This window comes from Cyanobium sp. Aljojuca 7A6 (assembly GCF_024346455.1).
Taxonomy (GTDB): Bacteria; Cyanobacteriota; Cyanobacteriia; order PCC-6307; family Cyanobiaceae; genus Cyanobium.
The window spans coordinates 26,483-44,937 of the sequence record NZ_JAGQCY010000021.1 but is presented as its reverse complement, the minus strand read 5'-3'; the positions used below and the strand labels follow the sequence as shown (position 1 = coordinate 44,937).

Sequence of the window (18,455 nt, the reverse complement as noted above, 5' to 3'; positions counted from 1 at the left end):
ATCGGTGTCAGGCGGGCGTTCGGGTGTGTATGCATGGGGGGTGAGGTCTGGGGCTGTTGGGTCGCACCACAACCCTGTCGGCCTCACACCCCTTTGTCAGCCGGAACAACCTGGTGGCACTGCACACCTAGTTGCTCCGCCCAGCCACTGGCGATCGGATCATGCGTGATCAGGCGCAGCGCAGCCGAGGCATCGAGCACCAGCGCCGGTGCCATCAGCGCTCGCGGTCGCTGCGGATCAGGGATTCCGGCGACTCCTCCCACTGCAGCGCCGGTCGCTGCTGCCATCGCTCGGCGATCCTCTCCAGCGCCAGCTGGCGCCGCTGCCTCGGGTCCCCGCCAACGATCGCTTCCAGATCAGCCAGGGCTTGCTGGCTGAGGCTGCGCTTCTGGGCGCTAGCCCGGCGTTGCAACAGTCGATGCAGGGGATCCGGCAGGTCGCGGATCTGCAGGGAAGGCATGGCAGGCTCCGTTCTTCAAGCAGTTTACTTGGAATGCATGCGGATGGCATGCTGCGGAAGCTTGGGCTCCTCCCTCACCCCCCCGCCCCCATCCGCGCCGTCGTTTCGATGCGCTGGGTGCCGCCGCCGGAAGGCTCAAACTCCTGCCGCAGCTGCAGGCGCAGCAGGCCGTCGGGCTCCAGGGCTCCGGCCAGGCCGGGGTCGGCGAGTCCATCCAGCAGCACCCGGTTCTGGGCCGCTCCGGCGCTGGGTTCACCGTGCAGCCCGAAGGCGGGGCCGCAGCGCATCAGCACCCGGCCCCGCCAGATGGCGCTGGGGGCAGCGCCCACCGTGTAGGTGATCGGGCCGGCCGGCGTCTGCAGCTGCAGCACGGGATCCCTGCCGCCCAGGCCGCAGGCGGCCCCGGTGGCCTGGGCGAGGTCCACCCGCTCGGCGCGCAGCAGATCGCCCCGCAGCAGGGCCAGCACCCGCCGCTGCTGGCCCCGCTCCCGCAGCTGGCGCACCATCCGGTCCACCTGACGGCCATCGGCCACCAGCGCCTGCAGCACCACCCCCCACACCAGCAGCCCAAGGCAGGCCGCCACCAGTAGCTCCACCAGCGTGAATCCCGCCCTATTGGGAGCTGGGATCGTCCTGGAACGCTTCAACGCCATGGTTTAACTCCGATGAAAGGGCGGCTCAGGGCCGCGGATCCGGCAGGCAACCGCCCGGCCCCTGCCGGCCCAGGCGGGTCACCCCCAGGGGCAGGGCCACCACCACGCAGCGCACCAGGTCGGTGCCCTCGGTGCTGAGCAGCACGGTGCCGCCATCGATGATCAGCCCGTTGCTGGTGAAGCGCACCGCGGCCGGCAGGTTGTGGCTGAGGCTCACCGCCGGCCCGCCACCGAGGCCCTCACCCAGATCCAGTGCGGCTCCTTCGCAGGGGGGCAGGCTGCTGCCCTGGGGCTCCTGCCAGCCCGTGTCGGTGAGGGACAGGGCGCAGGGTTGGCCCAGACGCAGGGCGGCATCGCGCCCCCGCTCGAGCCCCAGCATCACCCGGCGGCTGGCGCCCTCCAGCCGGGCGGCGGCCAGCTCCGTGCTGGCGGAGGTGAGCCCCAGCTGAGCCAGCAGGCCCACCAGCACCAGGGCCAGCAGGGTTTCGGGCAACGTGAAGCCGCCCGACTCAGGGGTTGCCACCACCGCCTCCCTGCGCCCCTGCGCAGAGCCCCAGCACCGCCGGCACGTAGAGCCGCTGGCGTGGTTCGGTTTCGCCGGCCACCGCCAGGCGCAGCACCACCCCATCGCCGCTGGCCGACACCTCCAGCTGGCGGTCCAGTCCCGGGGCCAGGGGCTGGGCCCCAAGGGCCTGCAGCAGCTGAGTCGTCGCCGCGGTGCAGTCGCCAGCGAAAGGGGCCAGGCCGCGCAGGGAGGTTTCGGCCCGCAACAGGGCGACCTCCGCCTGCTCCATCCGCTCCTGCTGGCGCTGTTCGGCCACGGCCGCCGCGGCCGCTAGACCCCAGAGCTGCAGGGAGGATCCGGCCGAGGCGGCGAAGACCACCGATCCGGTCAGCACTTCGATCAGGTTCATGGCGCCACCCCCTGCAGCCCCACCAGGCGCACGTCGGTGATCTGCGGCTGGGGCTGGGCCGGGGCCAGCTGCACCGCAAAGGCCCCCTGGCGCGCCGGCTGCCCCGCGGCGGCGGCCAGCTCCAGCAGCAGTTCGGCCGGGACCAGCTGCGGGCGCCAGCCCACCAGCCGGTAGGAGCTGCCCAGCACCTGACCGGCCTTGAGGGAGGCGATCGCCTGGGCGGGAGCGCAGGCCAGCCCCTGGGAATCCCAATGCTCCAACGGCAGCGCCAGCAGGCAGGGATGGCTGCGGTGAAGATCGGCCAGCCACTGCTGGCCCGCCGAAGCCAACCGGTCTTCAGCCTGGCGCTGCTGCTGCTCCCGGATCCCTTGCAGGCGCACCTGAAGACTGACGGTATGGGCCGAGAGGCTCCCCAGCAGCAGAACCATGGACGCCCCCATGGCCAGGGGCAGTACGAACCCCGGTGATCGGGGGGGGTAATGGCGGCAAAGCATCGCGGGCATGGCGGTGACAGCAACGTCTGCTCCAGAGTTCCCACCCGAGGACAGCAGCGAAAGTAAGGAATCCTTTTTTCCGGACTCAGCCGGCTGCGTTGATGGTCCTGGCCAAGCGCACCAGCAAAAACCAGCTCACCTTGCCCAAGGCTGTGGTGGAGGCTGTTGGGGTCGCCGATTACTACGACGTGGCCACCGAAAATGGCCGCATCGTGCTCACACCTGTCCATCCGGCTGCTGCCGCCAACGTGCGAGCCCGCCTGACGGAGCTGGGAATCACCGAAGCGGATGTGAGCGACGCCGTGGCCTGGTCTCGCCAGGAGTGACCAGCCGCGTCGTTCTCGACACGAACGTGCTGGTGTCGGCACTGCTGTTCGAGAAGGGCCGCCTGGCCTGGCTGCGCCGGAGCTGGCAGGCAGGCGCGATCAGGCCTGTGCTGGCGGAACCCACCGCCCGCGAACTGATTCGTGTGCTGGCTTACCCCAAGTTTCGGCTCACACGGCCCGCTATCGATCAGCTGCTGGGGGATGTGCTGCCTTGGTGTGAAACGAAGGCGGGCCCCATTGAGCCCTGTCAGCACCAAATACGTGACCCCAAGGATCAGGTGTTTCTCGGTCTGGCCCTGGCTGCTGGCGTGCCGGTGCTCGTCAGCTGAGATGGTGACCTGCTTGCCTTGAAGAACCAGGTGCAGCCCTTGCTGATCCTTACGCCGGATGAGTTTCAGATCTGGCTTGACGCCCCCTGATCAGAACATCGGCAGCGGCTGCAAGCGGATGCCCCGGACCGGGGCCTGCGCCAAAGTTCCCCCCATGACCCACCCCAGGCCCAGGGACAGCCGCGACGAGGTCGACGGCTTCGTGCACCGCCACCAGCTGGACTATTCCGTTGGCCAGTTGCGGCTCGTGGGGCTGCTGCTGCTGGCCCTGGAGCTGAGCACCCTGCTGCTGGCGGGGGTCTTCGCCAGCGCTGAGCCTCCCCTGGCGCGGCTCAGCGGTCTGGTCGGCCTTTCGCCGGCCCTGCCGCTGCTCACCCTGGGCTTTGGTCTCTACCTGCTGGGCGGCGGCCATCGCCGCCACCGACGCGAGCAGCCCTGGACCGGGGCCCTGCATCGCACCCTGCTGCCACTGGGCCTGGTCCTGCTGCTGCTGCTGCCGGCCATCACCATCCATGACGCCGTCAGCCTGGCCAGCCAGGAACAGGGCCTGGGAGCTCTCTCGCCCCTGCACCAGGACCTGCTCAACCCCCTGCGCCTGATCACCACCCTGCTGCTGCAGAGCATCACCGGCGCCGGACTGCTGCTTCTGCGGCGCCAGGGACTGCGCCAGATGCGACGGGTGGGCCTCACCCCGGCCCTGTTCTTCCGCACCGACGCCACCGGACCGGTGCAGCAACAGCGGCGCCGCTCAACGGATGGGGGTTGAACCAGACGGCCGTCAGATGGTTTCCATATCCCGGCCCTTCGGTTCGATGCGATAGAGCCAGGTCACCACGGCGCCAAGCAGGGACGTCAGCACCAGCACTGACAGCAACGTTTCGGTCCCCCAGACCTTGAGGAGCGTGGGGAAGAAAAACGCCGTCAGCACAGCGCCAACCTTGCCACTGGCAGCGGCAAAACCGGCTCCAAGACCTCGGATCTTGGTGGGAAAGAGTTCACCGGCCATGAGATACGTGGTGGCATTGGGGCCCAGATTGGTCATGAACTGAAAGAGCAGGAAACCGGCAACGATCAGGGGCAGATTGTTGGTGGGTCCACTGCTACCAAATCCGGCCAGGGCCAGACCGGCCGCACAACCGATGAAGCCGGTGATCTGGAGCGGGATGCGACCCCAGCGATCCGCAAGCACAATCGCCACGGCGATCCCCACCAGGAAACCCACATCGATCAGTGCCGTGCCGCGCGCAGCAACCACATCGTTCTGAATCAGAGCCGCAACCGTGTTCTCATGGACCTTCGCGCCGAAGGCCAAGGTGATGATCACCGGCGTGAAGATGCCGATGCCATAGGTGGAGAGATCCTGAAGAAACCAGGGCACCGAGGCAAGGATGGTGGAGCGGAGATACTTACCGCGAAACAGCTTCATCACATCATTGCTGCGCTGATCCGCACGGATCTCCTTGAGTCGGTCCACCTTGGCCAGGGTCAGATTCTGGCGGTTGAGAAGCTTGCGCAGCTGTTGCTCCGCCTTCTCCGGGAAGCCCCGGCTGTACAGCCAATGGCTGCTCTCCGGCAGGAACAGCCGGCCCCAGATCACTGCCGCCACCGGCAGAACGGGCACCAGGAAGAAGATCCGCCAGGCCTCCAGAGACGGGCTCGCGCCAAGCACGACTGCGGCGATCGCGGTTCCCAGCACAGCACCGATCGCCTGGAAGCTGAAGGCACCCAACACCAGCCTGCCGCGGATGGCGGAAGGGATGCTTTCGGAGATCACCAGGTGGGCCGTGGGGTAATCGGCCCCCAAAGCCAGTCCAATGACAAACAGACTGCCGATCAGCACCGATTTGTTTGGGGCTGCAGCCGCCACCACCAAGGCAACGAGCAGAAGCACCATCTCACCGATGAAAACCGGTTTGCGCCCCAGTCGATCGGCCAAGCCACCAAGCAGCAGCGCACCGACCAGGATCCCGGCCAATGTGGCTGCCGTCACCAGCCCCTTGTCCAGGTCTGTGAGCGCAAATTCTCTGGCGATCAGGGGCAGGCCGACACCTTGCATGAATACAATCATGCCCTCAAAGAACTTGCCGGCGGTGGCCAGACTCCACAAAAACCACTGCATTCCCGACAGCGGTGGACCGGCGAGTGGCAGACCATCATCCCAGAGAGGCACATCCTCGATGTAGGCCTGGACGGAATGCTTGGCCACAAAGAGGTCGTTCGTTGGGCGCTTGAAATCTACGGCCCTAGGCCATGGCCGCCAGCCCGTCACGGCCTGCAGGTAGAGACACTCCGGAGTCCGCAAAAGACGTGGGCAGAACTGGGCCAGCGCAGCTCTTACCCATTCGATGATCGTGCTGGCAGTAAAGAGTCCCTGCTCACTCAGCAGTCCGCCGAAATGTTCACCGGGTGCGCTTTTCGCGTAGCCGTCGGGATACAGGATGAATCAGATGGCGCATCATCTGGTGCCACAATTGATGCCTGACACCTCGTGGGCTTGGCCGGCCATGCGCACCACCCTGAATCTCGACGACGAACTGCTCTCCGAGGCCCAGCGCCTCAGTGGCATCAGCGAACGGGCGCTGCTGATACGAGAGGCGCTGCGAGCCCTCGTCCAACGGGAAAGTGCCCGCCGCCTAGCGGCTCTTGGCGGCAGCGAGCCCGCACTGGAGGCCGTGCCACGCCGACGCAGCACGCGCCCATGACCCTGGTGGACACGTCGATCTGGATCGAGCACCTCCGCAGCCGTCTCCCGACACTCGCCAAGGCACTCGAGGATGGGACGGTGGCAACCCATCCATGGGTGATCGGCGAACTGGCCTGCGGCCAGCTTCACAACCGCGCAACCCTTCTGGGATTGCTCAACGGCTTACCCCGCGTTTCCGTCGCGGCGGATCATGAGGTGCTGCTCACGATCGAGAACAGACAGCTGTTGGGACGAGGGATCGGCTTCATTGATGCCCATCTGCTTACCTCGGCCATGCTCAGCCAGACCACCATCTGGACAGCAGACCGACGCCTTTCCGCCGTTGCCCACGAGCTCGGGCTGCTTCGTAAGCCAAGTCACTGATTCAGCTTCAGCACTGCCATGAAGGCTTCCTGGGGCACCTCGACACGGCCCATCGCCTTCATGCGTTTCTTGCCCTTGGCCTGCTTCTTGAGCAGCTTCTTCTTGCGGGAGATGTCGCCGCCGTAGCACTTCGCCAGCACATCCTTGCGGATGGCGCTGATGCTTTCGCTGGCGATGATGCGGCTGCCGATCGAGGCCTGGATCGGAATCTTGAACTGTTGCCGGGGAATCAGCTCCTTGAGCTTCTCCACCAGGCTCTTGCCCACGTTGTACGACTTATCGCGATGCACGATCGTGGTGAGCGGATCGGCCCGCTCGCCATTGATCAGCACATCCAGCCGCACCAGCTCGTTGCGGCGATAGCCGATCAGGCTGTACTCCATCGAGGCGTAGCCCTTGGTGCGGCTCTTCATCTGATCGAAGAAGTCGGTCACCACTTCCGCCAGCGGCATCTCGTAGTGCAGCGTCACCCGGTCGGTGGTGATGTACTTCATGTCGATGAACTCACCACGGCGCTCCTGGCACAGCTCCATCAGGGCGCCGTTGTACACATTGGGGGTATAGATCTCCAGCTTCACATAGGGCTCCTCGATCGATTCCCGCTTCTGGGGATCGGGCAGGGTGGCGGGGTTGTCCACCATCAAGGTGCTGCCGTCCACCATGTTCACCTGGTAGATCACCGAGGGAGCGGTGACGATCAGGTCGAGGTCGTACTCCCGCTCCAGCCGCTCCTGCACGATCTCCATGTGCAGCAGGCCGAGGAAACCGCAACGGAAGCCGAAGCCCATGGCGCTGCTGGTCTCCGGCTCGAACTTCAGCGCCGCATCGGAGAGCTGCAACTTGTCGAGCGCCTCGCGCAGATCCGGATATTGGTCGGCATCGGTGGGGAACAGGCCGCAGAACACCATCGGGGTGGCCTCGGCATAGCCGGGCAGCGGCTCAGCCGCCGGATTCGCCGCCAGGGTGATCGTGTCGCCGACGCGGGCATCGGCCACCGCCTTGATCGAGGCGGCCAGATAGCCCACTTCGCCGGCATGCAGGCTGTCCACCTGGCGCTGGTCGGGCGCCATCACGCCCACCTCGTCGAGTTCCACCACCTTGCCGCTGGCCATCAGCAGCACCTTGTCCTTGCGGGCGATCACGCCGCTGATCACCCGGAAGTAGACGATCACACCCCGGTAGGGGTCGTAATAGGAGTCAAAGATCAGGGCCCGCAGCGGTTCATCCGCCTGGTCCGGCGGCGCCGGCACCCGGTCCACCACCGCCTGCAGGATCTCGGGCACCCCCAGGCCGGTTTTGGCGGAGCAATTGATGGCCGTGGAGGTATCCAGGCCGATGATCGCCTCGATCTCCGCCTTGATCCGGTCGGGATCGGCCCCGGGCAGGTCGATCTTGTTGAGCACCGGAATGATCTCCAGATCGTTCTCCAGCGCCAGGTACACATTGGCCAGCGTCTGGGCCTCCACCCCCTGGCTGGCATCCACCACCAGCAAGGCCCCCTCGCAGGCCAGCAGGCTGCGGCTCACCTCATAGGAAAAGTCGACGTGGCCCGGCGTGTCGATCAGGTTGAGGATGTAGGTCTGGCCGTCGGCGGCCTTGTACTCCATGCGAGCGGCCTGGAGCTTGATCGTGATGCCCCGCTCCCGCTCCAGTTCCATGTTGTCCAGGAACTGGGCCTGCATGTCCCGGGCCGCCACGGTGCCGGTGTCCTGCAACAGCCGGTCGGCCAGGGTCGATTTGCCGTGGTCGATGTGGGCGATGATGCAGAAATTACGGATCCGCTGGGCGGGAACGTCGGTCATAAGGAGCAGCGACAGGCGGCCCACAGGGGCCACCGCAAGTTGGGGCGATCCTAGGCAGCGGCGGCAGAGGCGATGCCGAGCCGCCGCAGCACCGGCAGGCGCTCGCTGGAGAAGTTGTCCCAGAACTGCTGCAGCTGTCCCAGGGCCTGCTCCGGATCCTCGATCGGTCGTCCCTCGGGGTCTTTCACAGTGGCGCCGGCCATGCCCATGCCCATCCACACCAGCGGCACGATGTCTTCGGGTGGCAGGTCCGCCTGGGCGACCTGCAGGAAGAAGGCTTCCAGCAGGGTGATGGCGACGGGCTGCAGCAGCACCGGCGAGAGCAGGGCGCCGATCTCCTCACCCGCCGTGATCTGCTCGAGGCAACGTTGATGGAACGCGGCGATGGCAGGCCCTGACGGTTCAGCTCCCTCGCAGACACCCACCCCCACCACTCCCGCACCGGCGAGAACGGCGAGCCGCATCAGCCCGTCCTCGAGGTCCAGCGCGGCCTGATCCAGCAGCCATCCGAAGCTCTCGGGCTGGTCGGCAAGCACATTCTTCAATGTCTGGACGAAGCTGGGATCCACCCCCAGGCGGCCCAGAGACGTGTCGAACGCATCCGCCTCGTCGTCTGATCTTGCGCAGGAATGCAGCAGCAGTTCCGCCAGGGCCTGGCGGCGCCATGGCTTCGATGGCGGGCAGGCCCCCCGGGCGAAGAGATCGCGTCGGAACGTCTGGTTGATCGCCAGATCCAGCAACACCTCGCGCATGGGCAGATCGGCCGCCCCCAGAACCAGGGCACGCCGTTCCGGATCCAGCATCTCGGGGAACATCTCCGGCAGCGTTGCCGAACCAATGTGGGTGAGGCCATGGGCTCCGCAGAGCCGGTGCATGGGGCCCACATAGAGGGGTTGATGGGCCGACTGGTATTCCCCCACCAGGTAGGACTCCGGCATCGGCTGAAGCGCCGTGACCAGGCCGCGGAGCTGCGGCAGTTCCTTGCCGAGGGGCCAGGCGTTGTCCTCCGGGCCCGTGCATCGGGAGAGGGTCTCCGCGGCCCTGCGAATGCCGGCCGTGGAGGTGCTGCCACCGGCGCGCAGGGCCTCCTCCACACTCAGCATCTGCAGGGTGCTTCGCGACAGCCAGCCCGGATAGGTGTTGTAGGAGCAGTAGAAGAGGCCACCCGGCCGCAGCACAGACCCCGCCGCGGCGATCAGGGCCTCCCTCACCTCGGGCCCCACCCAGCTCGCCAGCCCATGGGCCACCACGATGTCGTAGGCCTCCGGCCAGCCGCGGCAGGGGCCGGTGCTGGGCAGGCCGCCAGCGAAGGTCGTCAGATCCGCCAGGGCGAAGTGCACGTTGCCCAGGCCCAGCGCTTCCGCCTTGGCGGTGGCGCCGGCGATGTGGGTGGGGTTCAGGTCGAGCCCGTAGAAGTGGGCCTCGGGGTGGGCGGCGGCGTTGAACAGGAGGTTCAGGCCGTGGCCGCAGCCGAAATCGAGGTAATGGAAGCCCGAGCGGATCAGGCCGGGATCGAGCCGATGGCGGCCGCCCATGAGGGTCGCCAGCACGAGCCAGGACACGGACAGTTCCCGGTGCAGGAAGGCCCCGTAGGTTTTGTCGGTGGGATAGGCGGGCGCGAAATCCATCCCGGCGGTGCAGGCGCAGTGCGCGCAGGATGCCTCAGGAAACGATCTGTGGGAACGCGTCACCCGTCCCCGACCGGCCACCCTGCGCCTCGCCTGAACCGGCCGCGGGCTTACTAAGCTCTTGTCAAGCAATGGAGTACCCATGACCACCGAGACCACCACCGAAACCGGCACCGACCCCCGCGCCCTCACGATCGAGAACGTGGAGCGCACCCTCGATGAGCTGCGCCCCTACCTGATGGCCGATGGCGGCAACGTGGAAGTGGTCGAAATCGACGGGCCAATCGTGAAGGTGCGCCTGCAGGGCGCCTGTGGCTCCTGCCCCAGCAGCACCATGACCCTGAAGATGGGCATCGAGCGCAAGCTGCGCGAAGCGATCCCGGAAGTGAGCGAAGTGGTGCAGGTGCTCTGAAATCCTGCCTTCATCGGTCTGAATGCTCCCTCCTTCTGGAGGGGTTTTTCATGTGGAATTGTCAACCGTTTCTTCCGCAGTAACCAGCGGATTCCGCCCCAGATCTCACGGGTCTGGGCGGATCCAGTGGTGGTCCAGGCCCAGGGCGGCGGCGGTCTGAATCAGCGCCTGGTCAGCCGTGGTGAGGATCAACTGCTCCCGGCTGGCGATGGCCAGGTGGAGGGCGTCGCCACTGCGCAGGGGCAGGCTCCCCACCTCCTGAATCCACTGCCTGGCCAGCAGGAAATCCGTTCCCCGCGGTTCCAGCAATTGCAGGCGCTCGCGGCGGAAGCACTCAAATTCGGCGTGGACGGCCCCGGCGCGATCCGCGCTGAGATCACCCCGGCGCACACACAGAGAGACCACGCCGGCGAATTCCAGCAACACCCAGTGGCTGACCCAGAGAAGCGCATGGCCTTGGTCGAGTAACCACTGCTCCGCCGCAGGAAAGCCGGCGTCGTTCAGAAAAAGGGACAGCACCACGCAGGTGTCCACATACGGAGCCGCCATCGGATTCCGGCGTTGGGGCGTCATCCCCGATCCCGCCGCAGTTCACCAACGAGGGCAACCGCGTTCCCTGCAAAGGGGGGCTGGTTGCCATGAAACCGCCGCAGCCGCTCCGGCCAGGGAAGCGCGGCATCCTTCGATAGCGCCGGGATTTCGCGCACCAGTCGGGCCACCGGTTGGCCGCGGCGGGTGATCACAACCTCATCGCCCAGCTCCACCGCATCCAGCAAGGCGGAGAGCTGCGCTTTCGCCTCCGCCAATCCAACAGATCGCATGGTCAGATGGTCAGATAGTTTTTAGAGCTTAGGGCCGATGCAGCCATGGGCCTCAGCCCCAGCCGCAGCCAGATCTTGAATTCAGGCCTGGAACCCCCGGTCCGTAGGCTGCCCCCAAGACGATGACCCTCCCGTGCTGGATCAGCGCCTGCTGCGCAACGACCCGACGCAGATCACCGCCCCCTTGGCGCGGCGCGGCCTGGCCACCGACCTCTCCGGCCTGCAGCAACTGGCCCTGGAGGCCCGCGACCTGGAGCAGCAGCGCAGTGAGCTGCAGGCGGAGGGCAACCGGATCGGCCGCCAGGTGGGTGAGCGGATCCGGGCCGGCGCCGCCCCCGGCGGCGAGGAGGTGAAGGAGCTGCGCGAGCAGGGCAATCGCATCAAGCAGCAGGTGGCGGAGCTCGAAGAGCAGGAGAAGGGGATCGAGGCCCAGCTGCTGGAGCAGCTGATGGTGCTGCCCAACCTGCCCTCGCCCCTCTGCCCCACGGGCCGCAGCGAGGCCGACAACGTCGAGGTGAAGCGCTGGGGCACGCCACGCCTTCCCACCGGCGGCGAGCAGCTCCAGGAGCACTGGCAGATCGCCGAACGGCTCGGCATCGTCGACACCGAGCGCTCGGTGCGCATCGCCCAGAGCCGCTTCGTGACGCTGCTGGGCCAGGGGGCCCGGCTGGAGCGGGCCCTGATCAGCTTCATGCTCGATCGCCACAGCCAACGGGGGTACACCGAGGTGCTGCCGCCGATCCTGGTGAACACCGCCAGCCTCACCGCCTCGGGCCAGCTGCCCAAGTTCGCCGAGGAGAGCTTCCGCTGCGCCGAGGACGACCTCTGGCTCACCCCCACCGCCGAGGTGCCGGTCACGTCCCTGCACCGCGGCGAGGTGCTGGGCGCCGAGCAGTTGCCGCTGAAGTACGCCGCCTACACCCCCTGCTTCCGCCGCGAGGCCGGCTCCTACGGCCGCGACACCCGCGGCCTGATCCGCCTGCACCAGTTCAACAAGGTGGAGCTCTACTGGTTCTGCCGCCCCGAAGACTCGGAAGCCGCCCACGAGCAGCTCACCGCTGATGCCGAGGCGATTCTCGAGGCCCTGGAGCTGCCCTACCGCCGCATCGAGCTGTGCACGGGCGATCTGGGCTTCTCCGCCGCCCGCACCTACGACCTGGAGGTGTGGCTGGCGGGTGCCGGCACCTACCGGGAGATCTCCAGCTGCAGCACCTGCGGCGACTTCCAGGCCCGGCGGGCCTCGATCCGCTGCCGCGACGGCAAGACCACCCGCCTGCTGCACACCCTCAACGGCAGTGGCCTGGCGGTGGGCCGCACCATGGCCGCCCTGCTGGAGGCGGGCCAGCAGGCCGATGGCAGTGTGAAGCTGCCGGCGGCGCTGGTGCCTTACTTCGGAGCGGAGGCGATCAGCGCCGCTTCGGTTTAGGCAGGCCCCCCAGGCGCTGCAGCAGGGGCAGCCGTTGCTCGCAGAAATCGGCGATGAGGGCCGTCAGACGCGTCAGCTGCGCCTCGGGGTCGTTGATCGGGCTCTTGTCGGAAGCCAGCAGGTGAACGCCCAGCTGCTCCATACCCATCAGCACGCAGGTGCCGAGCATCGGCTCCTCCAGCCCCTGGGACCTGGCCTGGTGGATCAGCACATCGACGACGCTGACCGGGAGGGCCGTCCCCACCTCCGGAAGCATCAGCGAGGCATAGGGCCGGCCCCCAGCGATCAGCTCCATCAGCACGCCATTGCAGCGCTGCACCTGGGCCGCCAGCTTGCCGGCATTGGCCAGGCGGGCGCGATCGAAGCCGATCCAGCCGGCATCGAGAAACAGCGCCAGGATCATCAGCAGTTCCGCGGCCGATCGGCCGCTGTGCTCCTGCAGCTCGGCCACCGTGCAGGCTCCGGCCGCCAGGCGGTCGGCCACCGGGCCGTACACAGCAGGGTCCCCCTGGACCTGGCCGAAGCTGGTGCTGAAGCTGAACGACTCCTCCCCCCAGGCGGTCACCGGGGGGAACTGCAGGGGCCGCAGGCCCAGAACGCCGATCCGCAGCTCCGCATCCTGCAGGGTGAGCGGGTCGAGCCCCTTGACGAAGACATCGCGGCGAAACGCCTTGTTGGTGGCCAGGTCGATCATGGTCTGGCGGATCAGGGGATTGGCCTCCGCGAAGATCGGGCCCTGCAGGGACGGGGCCAGCAACTGCTCGAAAGCCTCAGGCAGGGTGGCCGTGCCGAGGGGATGCAGCTTGTGGGCCTGACACCGCTGGTGCAGGTCGGCCACGTAGAGCGGTTGCCAGCCGTCGTTGGCGAACTCCCCGCACAGGTAATCGAAATGGTCGGGATTGAGGCCGGCGAGATCCTCCCCCAGCTGGGGTATGGCATGCCGCAGGGCCGAGGGCTGGTCGTCGCTGCCGAGCAGGGACTGCATGGCGGCGATGGCCCGACGCAACGGGGCACGGGGATCGGCGGGATCGGCCCGGCGGCGCTCCAGGGAGTAGAGCGTCTGGAAGGTGGTGCGCCCCAGCCAGCCCGGATGGGTGTTGTAGGAGCAGTAGAACAGACCGGCCGGCCGCAGGGCCGCGGACGCCACGGCGAACAGGGCCTGCTGCACCGGCTCGCTCACCCAGGTGGCGATGCCGTGCGCGGCCACGTAGTGGTAGCCACCGCCGTCGGCCCGGCCGGGCCCCAGCAGGTGGGGATCGTCCGCCAGGGAGAGGAAATCGGCTTCAACGAAGCGCACGTTGGTGAGCGCCAGCCGGCGGCGCAGCCCCTCGGCATGGCTGATGTGGGAGGGATTGAAGTCGATGCCGAGAAACGTGCCCTCCGGGTGGAGCGCCGCCAGCAGGCAGAGGCCGAAACCCATGCCGCAGCCCAGTTCGAGGTACTGAAACGGCTGGCCCTCGTCGCTGCGGGGGGGGGAATGGCCCTTGAGCAGGGCGGCGAAATCCAGCCAGCCGGGAGTCAGTTCCCGGAAGAAGCCGCTGGTGTAGGTGGAGTGGGAGTAATAGCCGTGGTCCCAGGCCATGCCGGGGCTCTAAGAGAACATCCGCACACCGGTGGTGAGCGTGATCGACTCCAGGGGGGTGGTGCCGCCGTTGTTGGGGACGTCGAAGCTGAGCTGCAGGGTCACGGTGCGGCAATCGGGCGAGACGGTGGCCGTGAAGGTGTTGACCCCGTCCACCAGCACCGATCCGGTCAGGTTGGTGGTCTGATTGAGCTGGCCAGTGGCGGTGATCGCAGGCCCGTCGCGACGCAGCTCGGTGAGGCCGGTGGTGCCATTCACCGCCGTGTAGAAACGGATCACCCGCGGGGTCGGAGCTGCGTTCACGCCGGTGTTGAACGGGACCAGCAGCCGCACTTCGTTGGCCGCTCCGGTGGTGCAGGCCGTGGTGCAGGGCGAGGGGGTGGGCATCGGCGAGGTGGCCCAGTTCGCCGGGGCCGCCGCACCTGCGGAGAAGGCGCAGGCCTCGCGGGATTCCACCGCCAGAAAGGAATTGATCTTGGCGATGTCGCGCTGCACCTGGGTGTTCCAGGTGACCCGGCTGGTGGTGCGGATGTGGCTCACCGCCACGCTGGCGATCGAAGCCAGGGCGATGCCGCCCAGGACCACCCCCACCAGGAGTTCCACCAGGGTGAACCCGGCGGCGGCGACGTGGGGGCGATGGAGAGGCTTCATGCGCGGTTGAACTGGCTGGCGTCGCAGGCGGTGCCCACGTTGCCGGTGGTGTTGTTGTTCCCCAGCCGCAGCAGCCCCAGCAGGCCGGAGACCTGAACGCAGCGCAGGGGCAGCTGGCCGTCGACGCTGATGCGCACCTGGATGGGGCCTGCGGTGGAAACGGCCCCCCGCGGGGTGAAGGTGATGGTGGTGGACGAAGCCCCCACGTGGTAGGTGGAGGCCCCCAGCACCGTCGCCGGCAGATTGAGCGTGCTCTCGGGGGCACAGGCGACACCGGAGGGGTTCGAAACCACGGTTGCCAGGAGGGCCCCCGCGGCCCGGTTGGTGCCGGTGGTGACGGTGACGGTGCAGCTGGCGCCGGTCTGGTCGGGGGTGCGGGCGATCACCTCCAGCCAGGAGGTGAGCTCGAGGGCGGCCGCATTGACCCGCTCCCGCCGCCACTGCACCTGGTTGGCGGGCACCACCACGGCCGCCACCACCCCGAGCACCGCCACGGTGACCATGATCTCCATGGTGGTGAAGCCTTGGGCCCAGGGCCGGGATCGCGCTGGCGGGAAGGGAACCGTCATGTGCAGAAGTTGGCCATCGGCGGGACGATGCTGATCAGCCGCAGATCCCTGGTGGTGGGCACGGTCTCCCGGTAGATCACCCGCAGCACCTTGTTCGGCTGAATGCTGGCAACCCGGGTGATGTTCTGGGCCGCCAGGGGATTGGGCAGGGCGTTGACGGCCGTCAGCAGTGGGGTCATCACCGGCGAGGTGGTGGTGTTGTTGGCACAGAACTCGGTCACCGCATCCGGCTCCCGGGCCGATGTGGAACCCGGGATGGGGGATGCGGTGGAGAGGTCGTCGCGGGTGGGGAAGAAGAAGGCGCTGCTGCGCGGATTGTTGGTGGCGCAGGAGGAGGTGGCGGTGCCCGAATCCACGGAGGGGAAGGTGGCCAGGCCCGTGGCGGCGTTGAGGGTGGCCACCAGGCAGGTGCCGGAGCAGCAGGTGAGGCGGTCGGCCACGCCACGAACGGTGGCGATGTCCGATTCGATGTCCTCGTTGATCTTGATCTGCAGCCGGGCATTCACCGAGCTGCGATTGATGCTGTCGATCAGCACGGAGGTGCCGGAACTCACGATCAGCAGCATCACCAGCAGGATCAGGGGTTCGACGATGGTGAATCCGCCGGCAGCCGTGGGACGGGAGCGCCTCACGGGCCGTAGTTGCGGGCATTGGTGACGCTGCGGGCCACCCAGTCTTCACCCACCCAGGGAACGAAACTGATGTCGTCAAGCAAGGAACTGGCCGCGACAACAGCACCCAGGTTGTTGGCCGAAGAGGGTGGGACGCGGATGTGGATATCTCCGCAGGGCTTGAACGATTGGGTCCAGATGCGGCCGTTGAAGATCCAGGAATCATCCGCACTGATGCCGGGAGCTGTGCCGGGGGGGTTATAGCCAGCACAACCATAGGATTTGAGCTCGAAATAACCCACAGGCATGTAGAACCAAGCGCCTGAAATACGGCCAAATCCAGATGCGGTGCTGATCACACCGAAATTGACGATCTGCAAGCTGCCGCTGTCGCGCCCGAAGATATTGAGATTATCGGGATCGCCCACCAGGGCCACGTCTGTTTCCGGTACGGCCGTGGTGCAATTGTTGACGGGAGCGCCAGCGCACTTCACCAGCCGCAGGAAGCCCCCATTGCCCACGGAAACCAACGGGTTGGAATCCACGGTGGGGTTCACATCCGTGAAGGAACTGCCGCGCAGGTCATCGGTGCGGGTGTAGTAGAAGGAGAGCGGCCCGCCGACGGTGTCGATATACACCTGTCCACCGGCGACCGTGCCGGTCCAGAGTGAGGTATCAACCGACAGATTGAAGTGGGGACCGAGACAATGAAAACCCGGCGCGGCGGAGGCCGGCGAGCTGGCGGAGTACTCGCACCAGTCACTCAGCCGCAGGTTGACATCGTCGATGGCGTGGGTTTCGTCGATGGCGTGGGTTTCATTGTTGGCGGTTGCCGTGCCGTTGATGATCCGGATCCGAGTATCGGCATTCTGGTAATCGCCCAGGCTGACGACACGGGTCACTTCGTTGGTCTTGATGCCTCCATTCACACCGGGGAACTTGGCAACCGTGACCCAGTTGGTGGTGATGTTGGTGCCGGTGGTGCCGGTGCACTGGGTGGTGGTTGAAGCCGCACCCGTTCGCACCTGAACCCATAGTTGATCGGCGGCATCAACATTGGAGTTGCCCGACTGCTTGAAGGAGAGGGTGGCTCGACCGAGATTGCCGCTGAGATTGGCGGGCCGGCAGATGGCATTCTGAAGCGCGGTCATGGTGCCGCCAACGCCGAGCTGGATGTGACTGTTCCCACTGGTGGAGGCCAGCCGAACACGGCCCCCACCGGCATTGGTGTCGTTTTTGTTCTGATCCATGGCATACCACTGCCAGTTGCTCACGTTCACCCAGTTCGGGTGGGCGATGGGCGTGGTGATGTTGGTGTAGGCCGATTTGTAACGGGTGCTGGCGGTGCTCCCCCCGGTCATTCCCTGGAAGTTCTCCAGATTTTCCACCGTGCCGGCCGTGCCGCTGATCGCACGCCAGGACGTGTTGGTGCAGGGCCCGGTGCCGCCGATGGTGTCGGGAGACTCATTGCACACCTCGACGCGGGGCGGTGAGGTGTCATCGCGGGTGCGGAACCGGAATTTGTAACCGCTGGCACCGGGAGGATTGAGGGTGGCGTATTCCTTTTGACTCGCTAGACGGGTGCTGGGACCACTGCCGCTGGTCCAGGTGAAATTATATTTGCCCGTTGTGATCTGACTACCGATAGCAGGCAGGGTGATCGCCGAAGGAATGATGGGGATTCCGGAAACCGAGCGCCCGAGGATATCGTCCTGAGTGCCGTAGAAAGCACCGGGTTTGGCATTCTTAAGCCCGCCGGGCCAGGTGGAGCTGCAACCTGGCGAACTGCCGATCCAGCGCGCCGGATCGCAGACATCGGGAACCGCCGTGGAGAACTGGTTGGGCACCACCCGATTGGAGGCCCGATCAAACGGATCACCATCTTTGGCGACGACGCCGAGCGCGTTGGAGATGTCGGTGATCTTGGTGCTGGAGACCCGCTTGGTGAAGCGGTCGTTGGCGGCATTGCTCCAGATCGTGCCTCCATTGAGGCCCACGATCATGCCGAACTCCACCCCGCAGAAGCGGCTCTCGCCGCCAAGAGATTGGCTGGGGTCGGATCCCTTGGATGCCACCACCCCACCGGAACCGCCGGAACCGAGGGAAGCCCCGCAGCATTTGGGCAACACTTCAAATTCGCGCGTCACCGTGGCCGTCGATTGCACCACACCGTTTCTGATCACCTGGCCTTCCACCGTCAGGGTGATGTATCCCTTGTTGAAGCCGGGCAGCTTGGTGGAGGGGGTGTCCGCGGGATCCTGCAGGTTGATCAGGTCGCTGCTGAAGGTTCCCTTGTTGACCGTGGTGCCCGAACCGGCCGTCGTGGTGATCGAGTCGCTGCGGCGATCGGCGGCGCCGGGCTGGCCCGCCGCGAATGTCACCGACTTGAGGGCAAACCGACGATCCCCCGTGTTCGCCACCAGGGTATCCAGATTGCGGAACTGGCCATCACCGAGACTGCGGGCCGTGGCCGAGGGAAGGCCGGGGGGATTGTTGGTCTTGTCGCGGCAGGGGCTGGTGAAATCGGCCGAGGACCACTGGGTCATCTTCTGGCCGGACACCAGCATCTTGCGGTTTTCCACCTGGTTGAGCACCGCAATGATCTGGTCGGCGCCGGCTTCGGCAACCGAGAGAGCGTCACTGCGCGTGTCCTGCTTGCGGCTGGCCAGCAGATTGTTGGCGGTGAGTGTGGTGAGCCCCACCGTTCCCG

23 protein-coding genes are annotated in these 18,455 nt (G+C 66.6%); 7 read left to right on the top strand and 16 right to left on the bottom strand.

Going from position 1 to position 18,455, the window contains the following annotated elements:
• Nucleotides 1-83: 83 nt before the first annotated feature.
• The 6 genes from KBY95_RS14900 to KBY95_RS14875 form a co-directional block, all read right to left on the bottom strand.
• A complete protein-coding gene (locus KBY95_RS14900) occupies nucleotides 84-215 on the bottom strand; it encodes a hypothetical protein (protein WP_254966060.1) in 132 nt (43 codons plus the stop codon).
• Complete coding sequence (locus KBY95_RS14895) at nucleotides 215-460, bottom strand: FitA-like ribbon-helix-helix domain-containing protein (RefSeq protein WP_254966056.1); 246 nt, start codon at nucleotides 458-460, stop codon at nucleotides 215-217. The genes KBY95_RS14900 and KBY95_RS14895 overlap by 1 nt, the downstream gene beginning before the upstream one ends.
• Before the next feature lie 74 nt (nucleotides 461-534).
• The gene (locus KBY95_RS14890; RefSeq protein WP_254966055.1) at nucleotides 535-1,113 is read right to left on the bottom strand and encodes a PilW family protein; all 579 of its coding nucleotides are present in this window, start codon (nucleotides 1,111-1,113) and stop codon (nucleotides 535-537) included.
• A 25-nt stretch (nucleotides 1,114-1,138) separates the two neighbouring features.
• Complete coding sequence (locus tag KBY95_RS14885; protein ID WP_254966054.1) at nucleotides 1,139-1,639, bottom strand: GspH/FimT family protein; 501 nt, start codon at nucleotides 1,637-1,639, stop codon at nucleotides 1,139-1,141.
• Nucleotides 1,623-2,027, bottom strand: a complete 405-nt coding sequence (locus KBY95_RS14880; protein WP_254966052.1) for a hypothetical protein — start codon at nucleotides 2,025-2,027, stop codon at nucleotides 1,623-1,625. Before KBY95_RS14880 ends, KBY95_RS14885 begins: the two co-directional genes overlap by 17 nt.
• Nucleotides 2,024-2,530, bottom strand: a complete 507-nt coding sequence (locus KBY95_RS14875) for a hypothetical protein (RefSeq protein ID WP_254966050.1) — start codon at nucleotides 2,528-2,530, stop codon at nucleotides 2,024-2,026. Before KBY95_RS14875 ends, KBY95_RS14880 begins: the two co-directional genes overlap by 4 nt.
• A gap of 92 nt (nucleotides 2,531-2,622) precedes the next feature.
• On the opposite strand from KBY95_RS14875, the gene KBY95_RS14870 reads away from it, so the two are divergent.
• From KBY95_RS14870 to KBY95_RS14860, 3 genes are all read left to right on the top strand, one after another.
• The gene (locus KBY95_RS14870) at nucleotides 2,623-2,847 is read left to right on the top strand and encodes an AbrB/MazE/SpoVT family DNA-binding domain-containing protein (RefSeq protein ID WP_254966048.1); all 225 of its coding nucleotides are present in this window, start codon (nucleotides 2,623-2,625) and stop codon (nucleotides 2,845-2,847) included.
• The gene (locus KBY95_RS14865; protein ID WP_254966034.1) at nucleotides 2,844-3,176 is read left to right on the top strand and encodes a putative toxin-antitoxin system toxin component, PIN family; all 333 of its coding nucleotides are present in this window, start codon (nucleotides 2,844-2,846) and stop codon (nucleotides 3,174-3,176) included. The genes KBY95_RS14870 and KBY95_RS14865 overlap by 4 nt, the downstream gene beginning before the upstream one ends.
• 154 nt (nucleotides 3,177-3,330) lie before the next feature.
• Entirely contained in the window at nucleotides 3,331-3,942 is a 612-nt protein-coding gene (locus tag KBY95_RS14860) for a hypothetical protein (protein WP_254966033.1), read from the top strand.
• Between the two features lie 12 nt (nucleotides 3,943-3,954).
• Here KBY95_RS14860 and KBY95_RS14855 read toward each other — a convergent pair whose 3' ends face one another.
• The gene (locus KBY95_RS14855; RefSeq protein WP_254966032.1) at nucleotides 3,955-5,295 is read right to left on the bottom strand and encodes an MFS transporter; all 1,341 of its coding nucleotides are present in this window, start codon (nucleotides 5,293-5,295) and stop codon (nucleotides 3,955-3,957) included.
• Nucleotides 5,296-5,680: 385 nt separating this feature from the next.
• On the opposite strand from KBY95_RS14855, the gene KBY95_RS14850 reads away from it, so the two are divergent.
• Nucleotides 5,681-5,878 carry a type II toxin-antitoxin system VapB family antitoxin gene (locus KBY95_RS14850; RefSeq protein ID WP_254966030.1) on the top strand — a complete coding sequence of 66 codons (198 nt, stop codon included), beginning with the start codon at nucleotides 5,681-5,683 and terminating at the stop codon, nucleotides 5,876-5,878.
• Nucleotides 5,875-6,243: a type II toxin-antitoxin system VapC family toxin gene (locus KBY95_RS14845; protein WP_254966028.1), complete on the top strand. Its 369-nt coding sequence runs from the start codon at nucleotides 5,875-5,877 to the stop codon at nucleotides 6,241-6,243. Before KBY95_RS14850 ends, KBY95_RS14845 begins: the two co-directional genes overlap by 4 nt.
• On the opposite strand, the gene lepA is transcribed toward KBY95_RS14845, so the two are convergent.
• Entirely contained in the window at nucleotides 6,237-8,045 is a 1,809-nt protein-coding gene (gene lepA, locus KBY95_RS14840; protein WP_254966026.1) for a translation elongation factor 4, read from the bottom strand. The two genes, KBY95_RS14845 and lepA, sit on opposite strands and share 7 nt — an antisense overlap.
• A gap of 50 nt (nucleotides 8,046-8,095) precedes the next feature.
• Nucleotides 8,096-9,673 carry a class I SAM-dependent methyltransferase gene (locus KBY95_RS14835; protein WP_254966021.1) on the bottom strand — a complete coding sequence of 526 codons (1,578 nt, stop codon included), beginning with the start codon at nucleotides 9,671-9,673 and terminating at the stop codon, nucleotides 8,096-8,098.
• Between the two features lie 142 nt (nucleotides 9,674-9,815).
• Here KBY95_RS14835 and KBY95_RS14830 point away from each other — a divergent pair, with 142 nt between their 5' ends.
• Complete coding sequence (locus KBY95_RS14830; protein WP_254966020.1) at nucleotides 9,816-10,085, top strand: NifU family protein; 270 nt, start codon at nucleotides 9,816-9,818, stop codon at nucleotides 10,083-10,085.
• A gap of 105 nt (nucleotides 10,086-10,190) precedes the next feature.
• Here the strand turns inward: KBY95_RS14830 and KBY95_RS14825 are convergent, their stop codons facing one another.
• Together KBY95_RS14825 and KBY95_RS14820 are read right to left on the bottom strand one after the other, a co-directional pair.
• Complete coding sequence (locus KBY95_RS14825; protein ID WP_254966018.1) at nucleotides 10,191-10,634, bottom strand: type II toxin-antitoxin system VapC family toxin; 444 nt, start codon at nucleotides 10,632-10,634, stop codon at nucleotides 10,191-10,193.
• Nucleotides 10,635-10,654: 20 nt separating this feature from the next.
• Nucleotides 10,655-10,906 (bottom strand): type II toxin-antitoxin system Phd/YefM family antitoxin, encoded by a 252-nt coding sequence (locus tag KBY95_RS14820; RefSeq protein ID WP_254966016.1) that lies wholly within the window; start codon nucleotides 10,904-10,906, stop codon nucleotides 10,655-10,657.
• 133 nt (nucleotides 10,907-11,039) lie between these two features.
• Between KBY95_RS14820 and serS the strand changes: the two genes are divergently transcribed.
• Nucleotides 11,040-12,332 carry a serine--tRNA ligase gene (gene serS, locus KBY95_RS14815; protein ID WP_254966014.1) on the top strand — a complete coding sequence of 431 codons (1,293 nt, stop codon included), beginning with the start codon at nucleotides 11,040-11,042 and terminating at the stop codon, nucleotides 12,330-12,332.
• Here the strand turns inward: serS and KBY95_RS14810 are convergent.
• From KBY95_RS14810 to KBY95_RS14790, 5 genes are read right to left on the bottom strand one after another with little or no spacing between them, the layout of a single operon-like run.
• Nucleotides 12,313-13,914 (bottom strand): class I SAM-dependent methyltransferase, encoded by a 1,602-nt coding sequence (locus tag KBY95_RS14810; protein ID WP_254966012.1) that lies wholly within the window; start codon nucleotides 13,912-13,914, stop codon nucleotides 12,313-12,315. The genes serS and KBY95_RS14810 overlap by 20 nt on opposite strands.
• Before the next feature lie 9 nt (nucleotides 13,915-13,923).
• Nucleotides 13,924-14,565 carry a prepilin-type N-terminal cleavage/methylation domain-containing protein gene (locus tag KBY95_RS14805; RefSeq protein WP_254966004.1) on the bottom strand — a complete coding sequence of 214 codons (642 nt, stop codon included), beginning with the start codon at nucleotides 14,563-14,565 and terminating at the stop codon, nucleotides 13,924-13,926.
• Nucleotides 14,562-15,134: a prepilin-type N-terminal cleavage/methylation domain-containing protein gene (locus KBY95_RS14800; protein ID WP_254966000.1), complete on the bottom strand. Its 573-nt coding sequence runs from the start codon at nucleotides 15,132-15,134 to the stop codon at nucleotides 14,562-14,564. Before KBY95_RS14800 ends, KBY95_RS14805 begins: the two co-directional genes overlap by 4 nt.
• Nucleotides 15,131-15,766 carry a hypothetical protein gene (locus KBY95_RS14795; RefSeq protein WP_254965998.1) on the bottom strand — a complete coding sequence of 212 codons (636 nt, stop codon included), beginning with the start codon at nucleotides 15,764-15,766 and terminating at the stop codon, nucleotides 15,131-15,133. The genes KBY95_RS14800 and KBY95_RS14795 overlap by 4 nt, the downstream gene beginning before the upstream one ends.
• On the bottom strand, nucleotides 15,763-18,339 hold the full coding sequence (locus KBY95_RS14790; RefSeq protein WP_254965996.1) for a hypothetical protein: 2,577 nt from the start codon (nucleotides 18,337-18,339) through the stop codon (nucleotides 15,763-15,765). The genes KBY95_RS14795 and KBY95_RS14790 overlap by 4 nt, the downstream gene beginning before the upstream one ends.
• Nucleotides 18,340-18,455 lie beyond the last annotated feature (116 nt).

Excerpts from the sequence above, each read along its gene's own strand:
- KBY95_RS14825 (WP_254966018.1), bottom strand. The coding sequence starts at position 10,634 with ATGGCGGCTCCGTATGTGGACACCTGCGTGGTGCTGTCCCTTTTTCTG.
- KBY95_RS14880 (WP_254966052.1), bottom strand. The coding sequence starts at position 2,027 with ATGAACCTGATCGAAGTGCTGACCGGATCGGTGGTCTTCGCCGCCTCG.
- KBY95_RS14860 (WP_254966033.1), top strand. The coding sequence starts at position 3,331 with ATGACCCACCCCAGGCCCAGGGACAGCCGCGACGAGGTCGACGGCTTC.
- KBY95_RS14875 (WP_254966050.1), bottom strand. The coding sequence starts at position 2,530 with ATGCCCGCGATGCTTTGCCGCCATTACCCCCCCCGATCACCGGGGTTC.
- KBY95_RS14800 (WP_254966000.1), bottom strand. The coding sequence starts at position 15,134 with ATGACGGTTCCCTTCCCGCCAGCGCGATCCCGGCCCTGGGCCCAAGGC.
- KBY95_RS14820 (WP_254966016.1), bottom strand. The coding sequence starts at position 10,906 with ATGCGATCTGTTGGATTGGCGGAGGCGAAAGCGCAGCTCTCCGCCTTG.
- KBY95_RS14845 (WP_254966028.1), top strand. The coding sequence starts at position 5,875 with ATGACCCTGGTGGACACGTCGATCTGGATCGAGCACCTCCGCAGCCGT.
- KBY95_RS14850 (WP_254966030.1), top strand. The coding sequence starts at position 5,681 with ATGCGCACCACCCTGAATCTCGACGACGAACTGCTCTCCGAGGCCCAG.
- KBY95_RS14810 (WP_254966012.1), bottom strand. The coding sequence starts at position 13,914 with ATGGCCTGGGACCACGGCTATTACTCCCACTCCACCTACACCAGCGGC.
- KBY95_RS14890 (WP_254966055.1), bottom strand. The coding sequence starts at position 1,113 with ATGGCGTTGAAGCGTTCCAGGACGATCCCAGCTCCCAATAGGGCGGGA.
- KBY95_RS14805 (WP_254966004.1), bottom strand. The coding sequence starts at position 14,565 with ATGAAGCCTCTCCATCGCCCCCACGTCGCCGCCGCCGGGTTCACCCTG.
- KBY95_RS14835 (WP_254966021.1), bottom strand. The coding sequence starts at position 9,673 with ATGGATTTCGCGCCCGCCTATCCCACCGACAAAACCTACGGGGCCTTC.
- KBY95_RS14900 (WP_254966060.1), bottom strand. The coding sequence starts at position 215 with ATGGCACCGGCGCTGGTGCTCGATGCCTCGGCTGCGCTGCGCCTGATC.
- KBY95_RS14855 (WP_254966032.1), bottom strand. The coding sequence starts at position 5,295 with ATGCAGTGGTTTTTGTGGAGTCTGGCCACCGCCGGCAAGTTCTTTGAG.
- KBY95_RS14870 (WP_254966048.1), top strand. The coding sequence starts at position 2,623 with ATGGTCCTGGCCAAGCGCACCAGCAAAAACCAGCTCACCTTGCCCAAG.
- lepA (WP_254966026.1), bottom strand. The coding sequence starts at position 8,045 with ATGACCGACGTTCCCGCCCAGCGGATCCGTAATTTCTGCATCATCGCC.
- KBY95_RS14830 (WP_254966020.1), top strand. The coding sequence starts at position 9,816 with ATGACCACCGAGACCACCACCGAAACCGGCACCGACCCCCGCGCCCTC.
- KBY95_RS14895 (WP_254966056.1), bottom strand. The coding sequence starts at position 460 with ATGCCTTCCCTGCAGATCCGCGACCTGCCGGATCCCCTGCATCGACTG.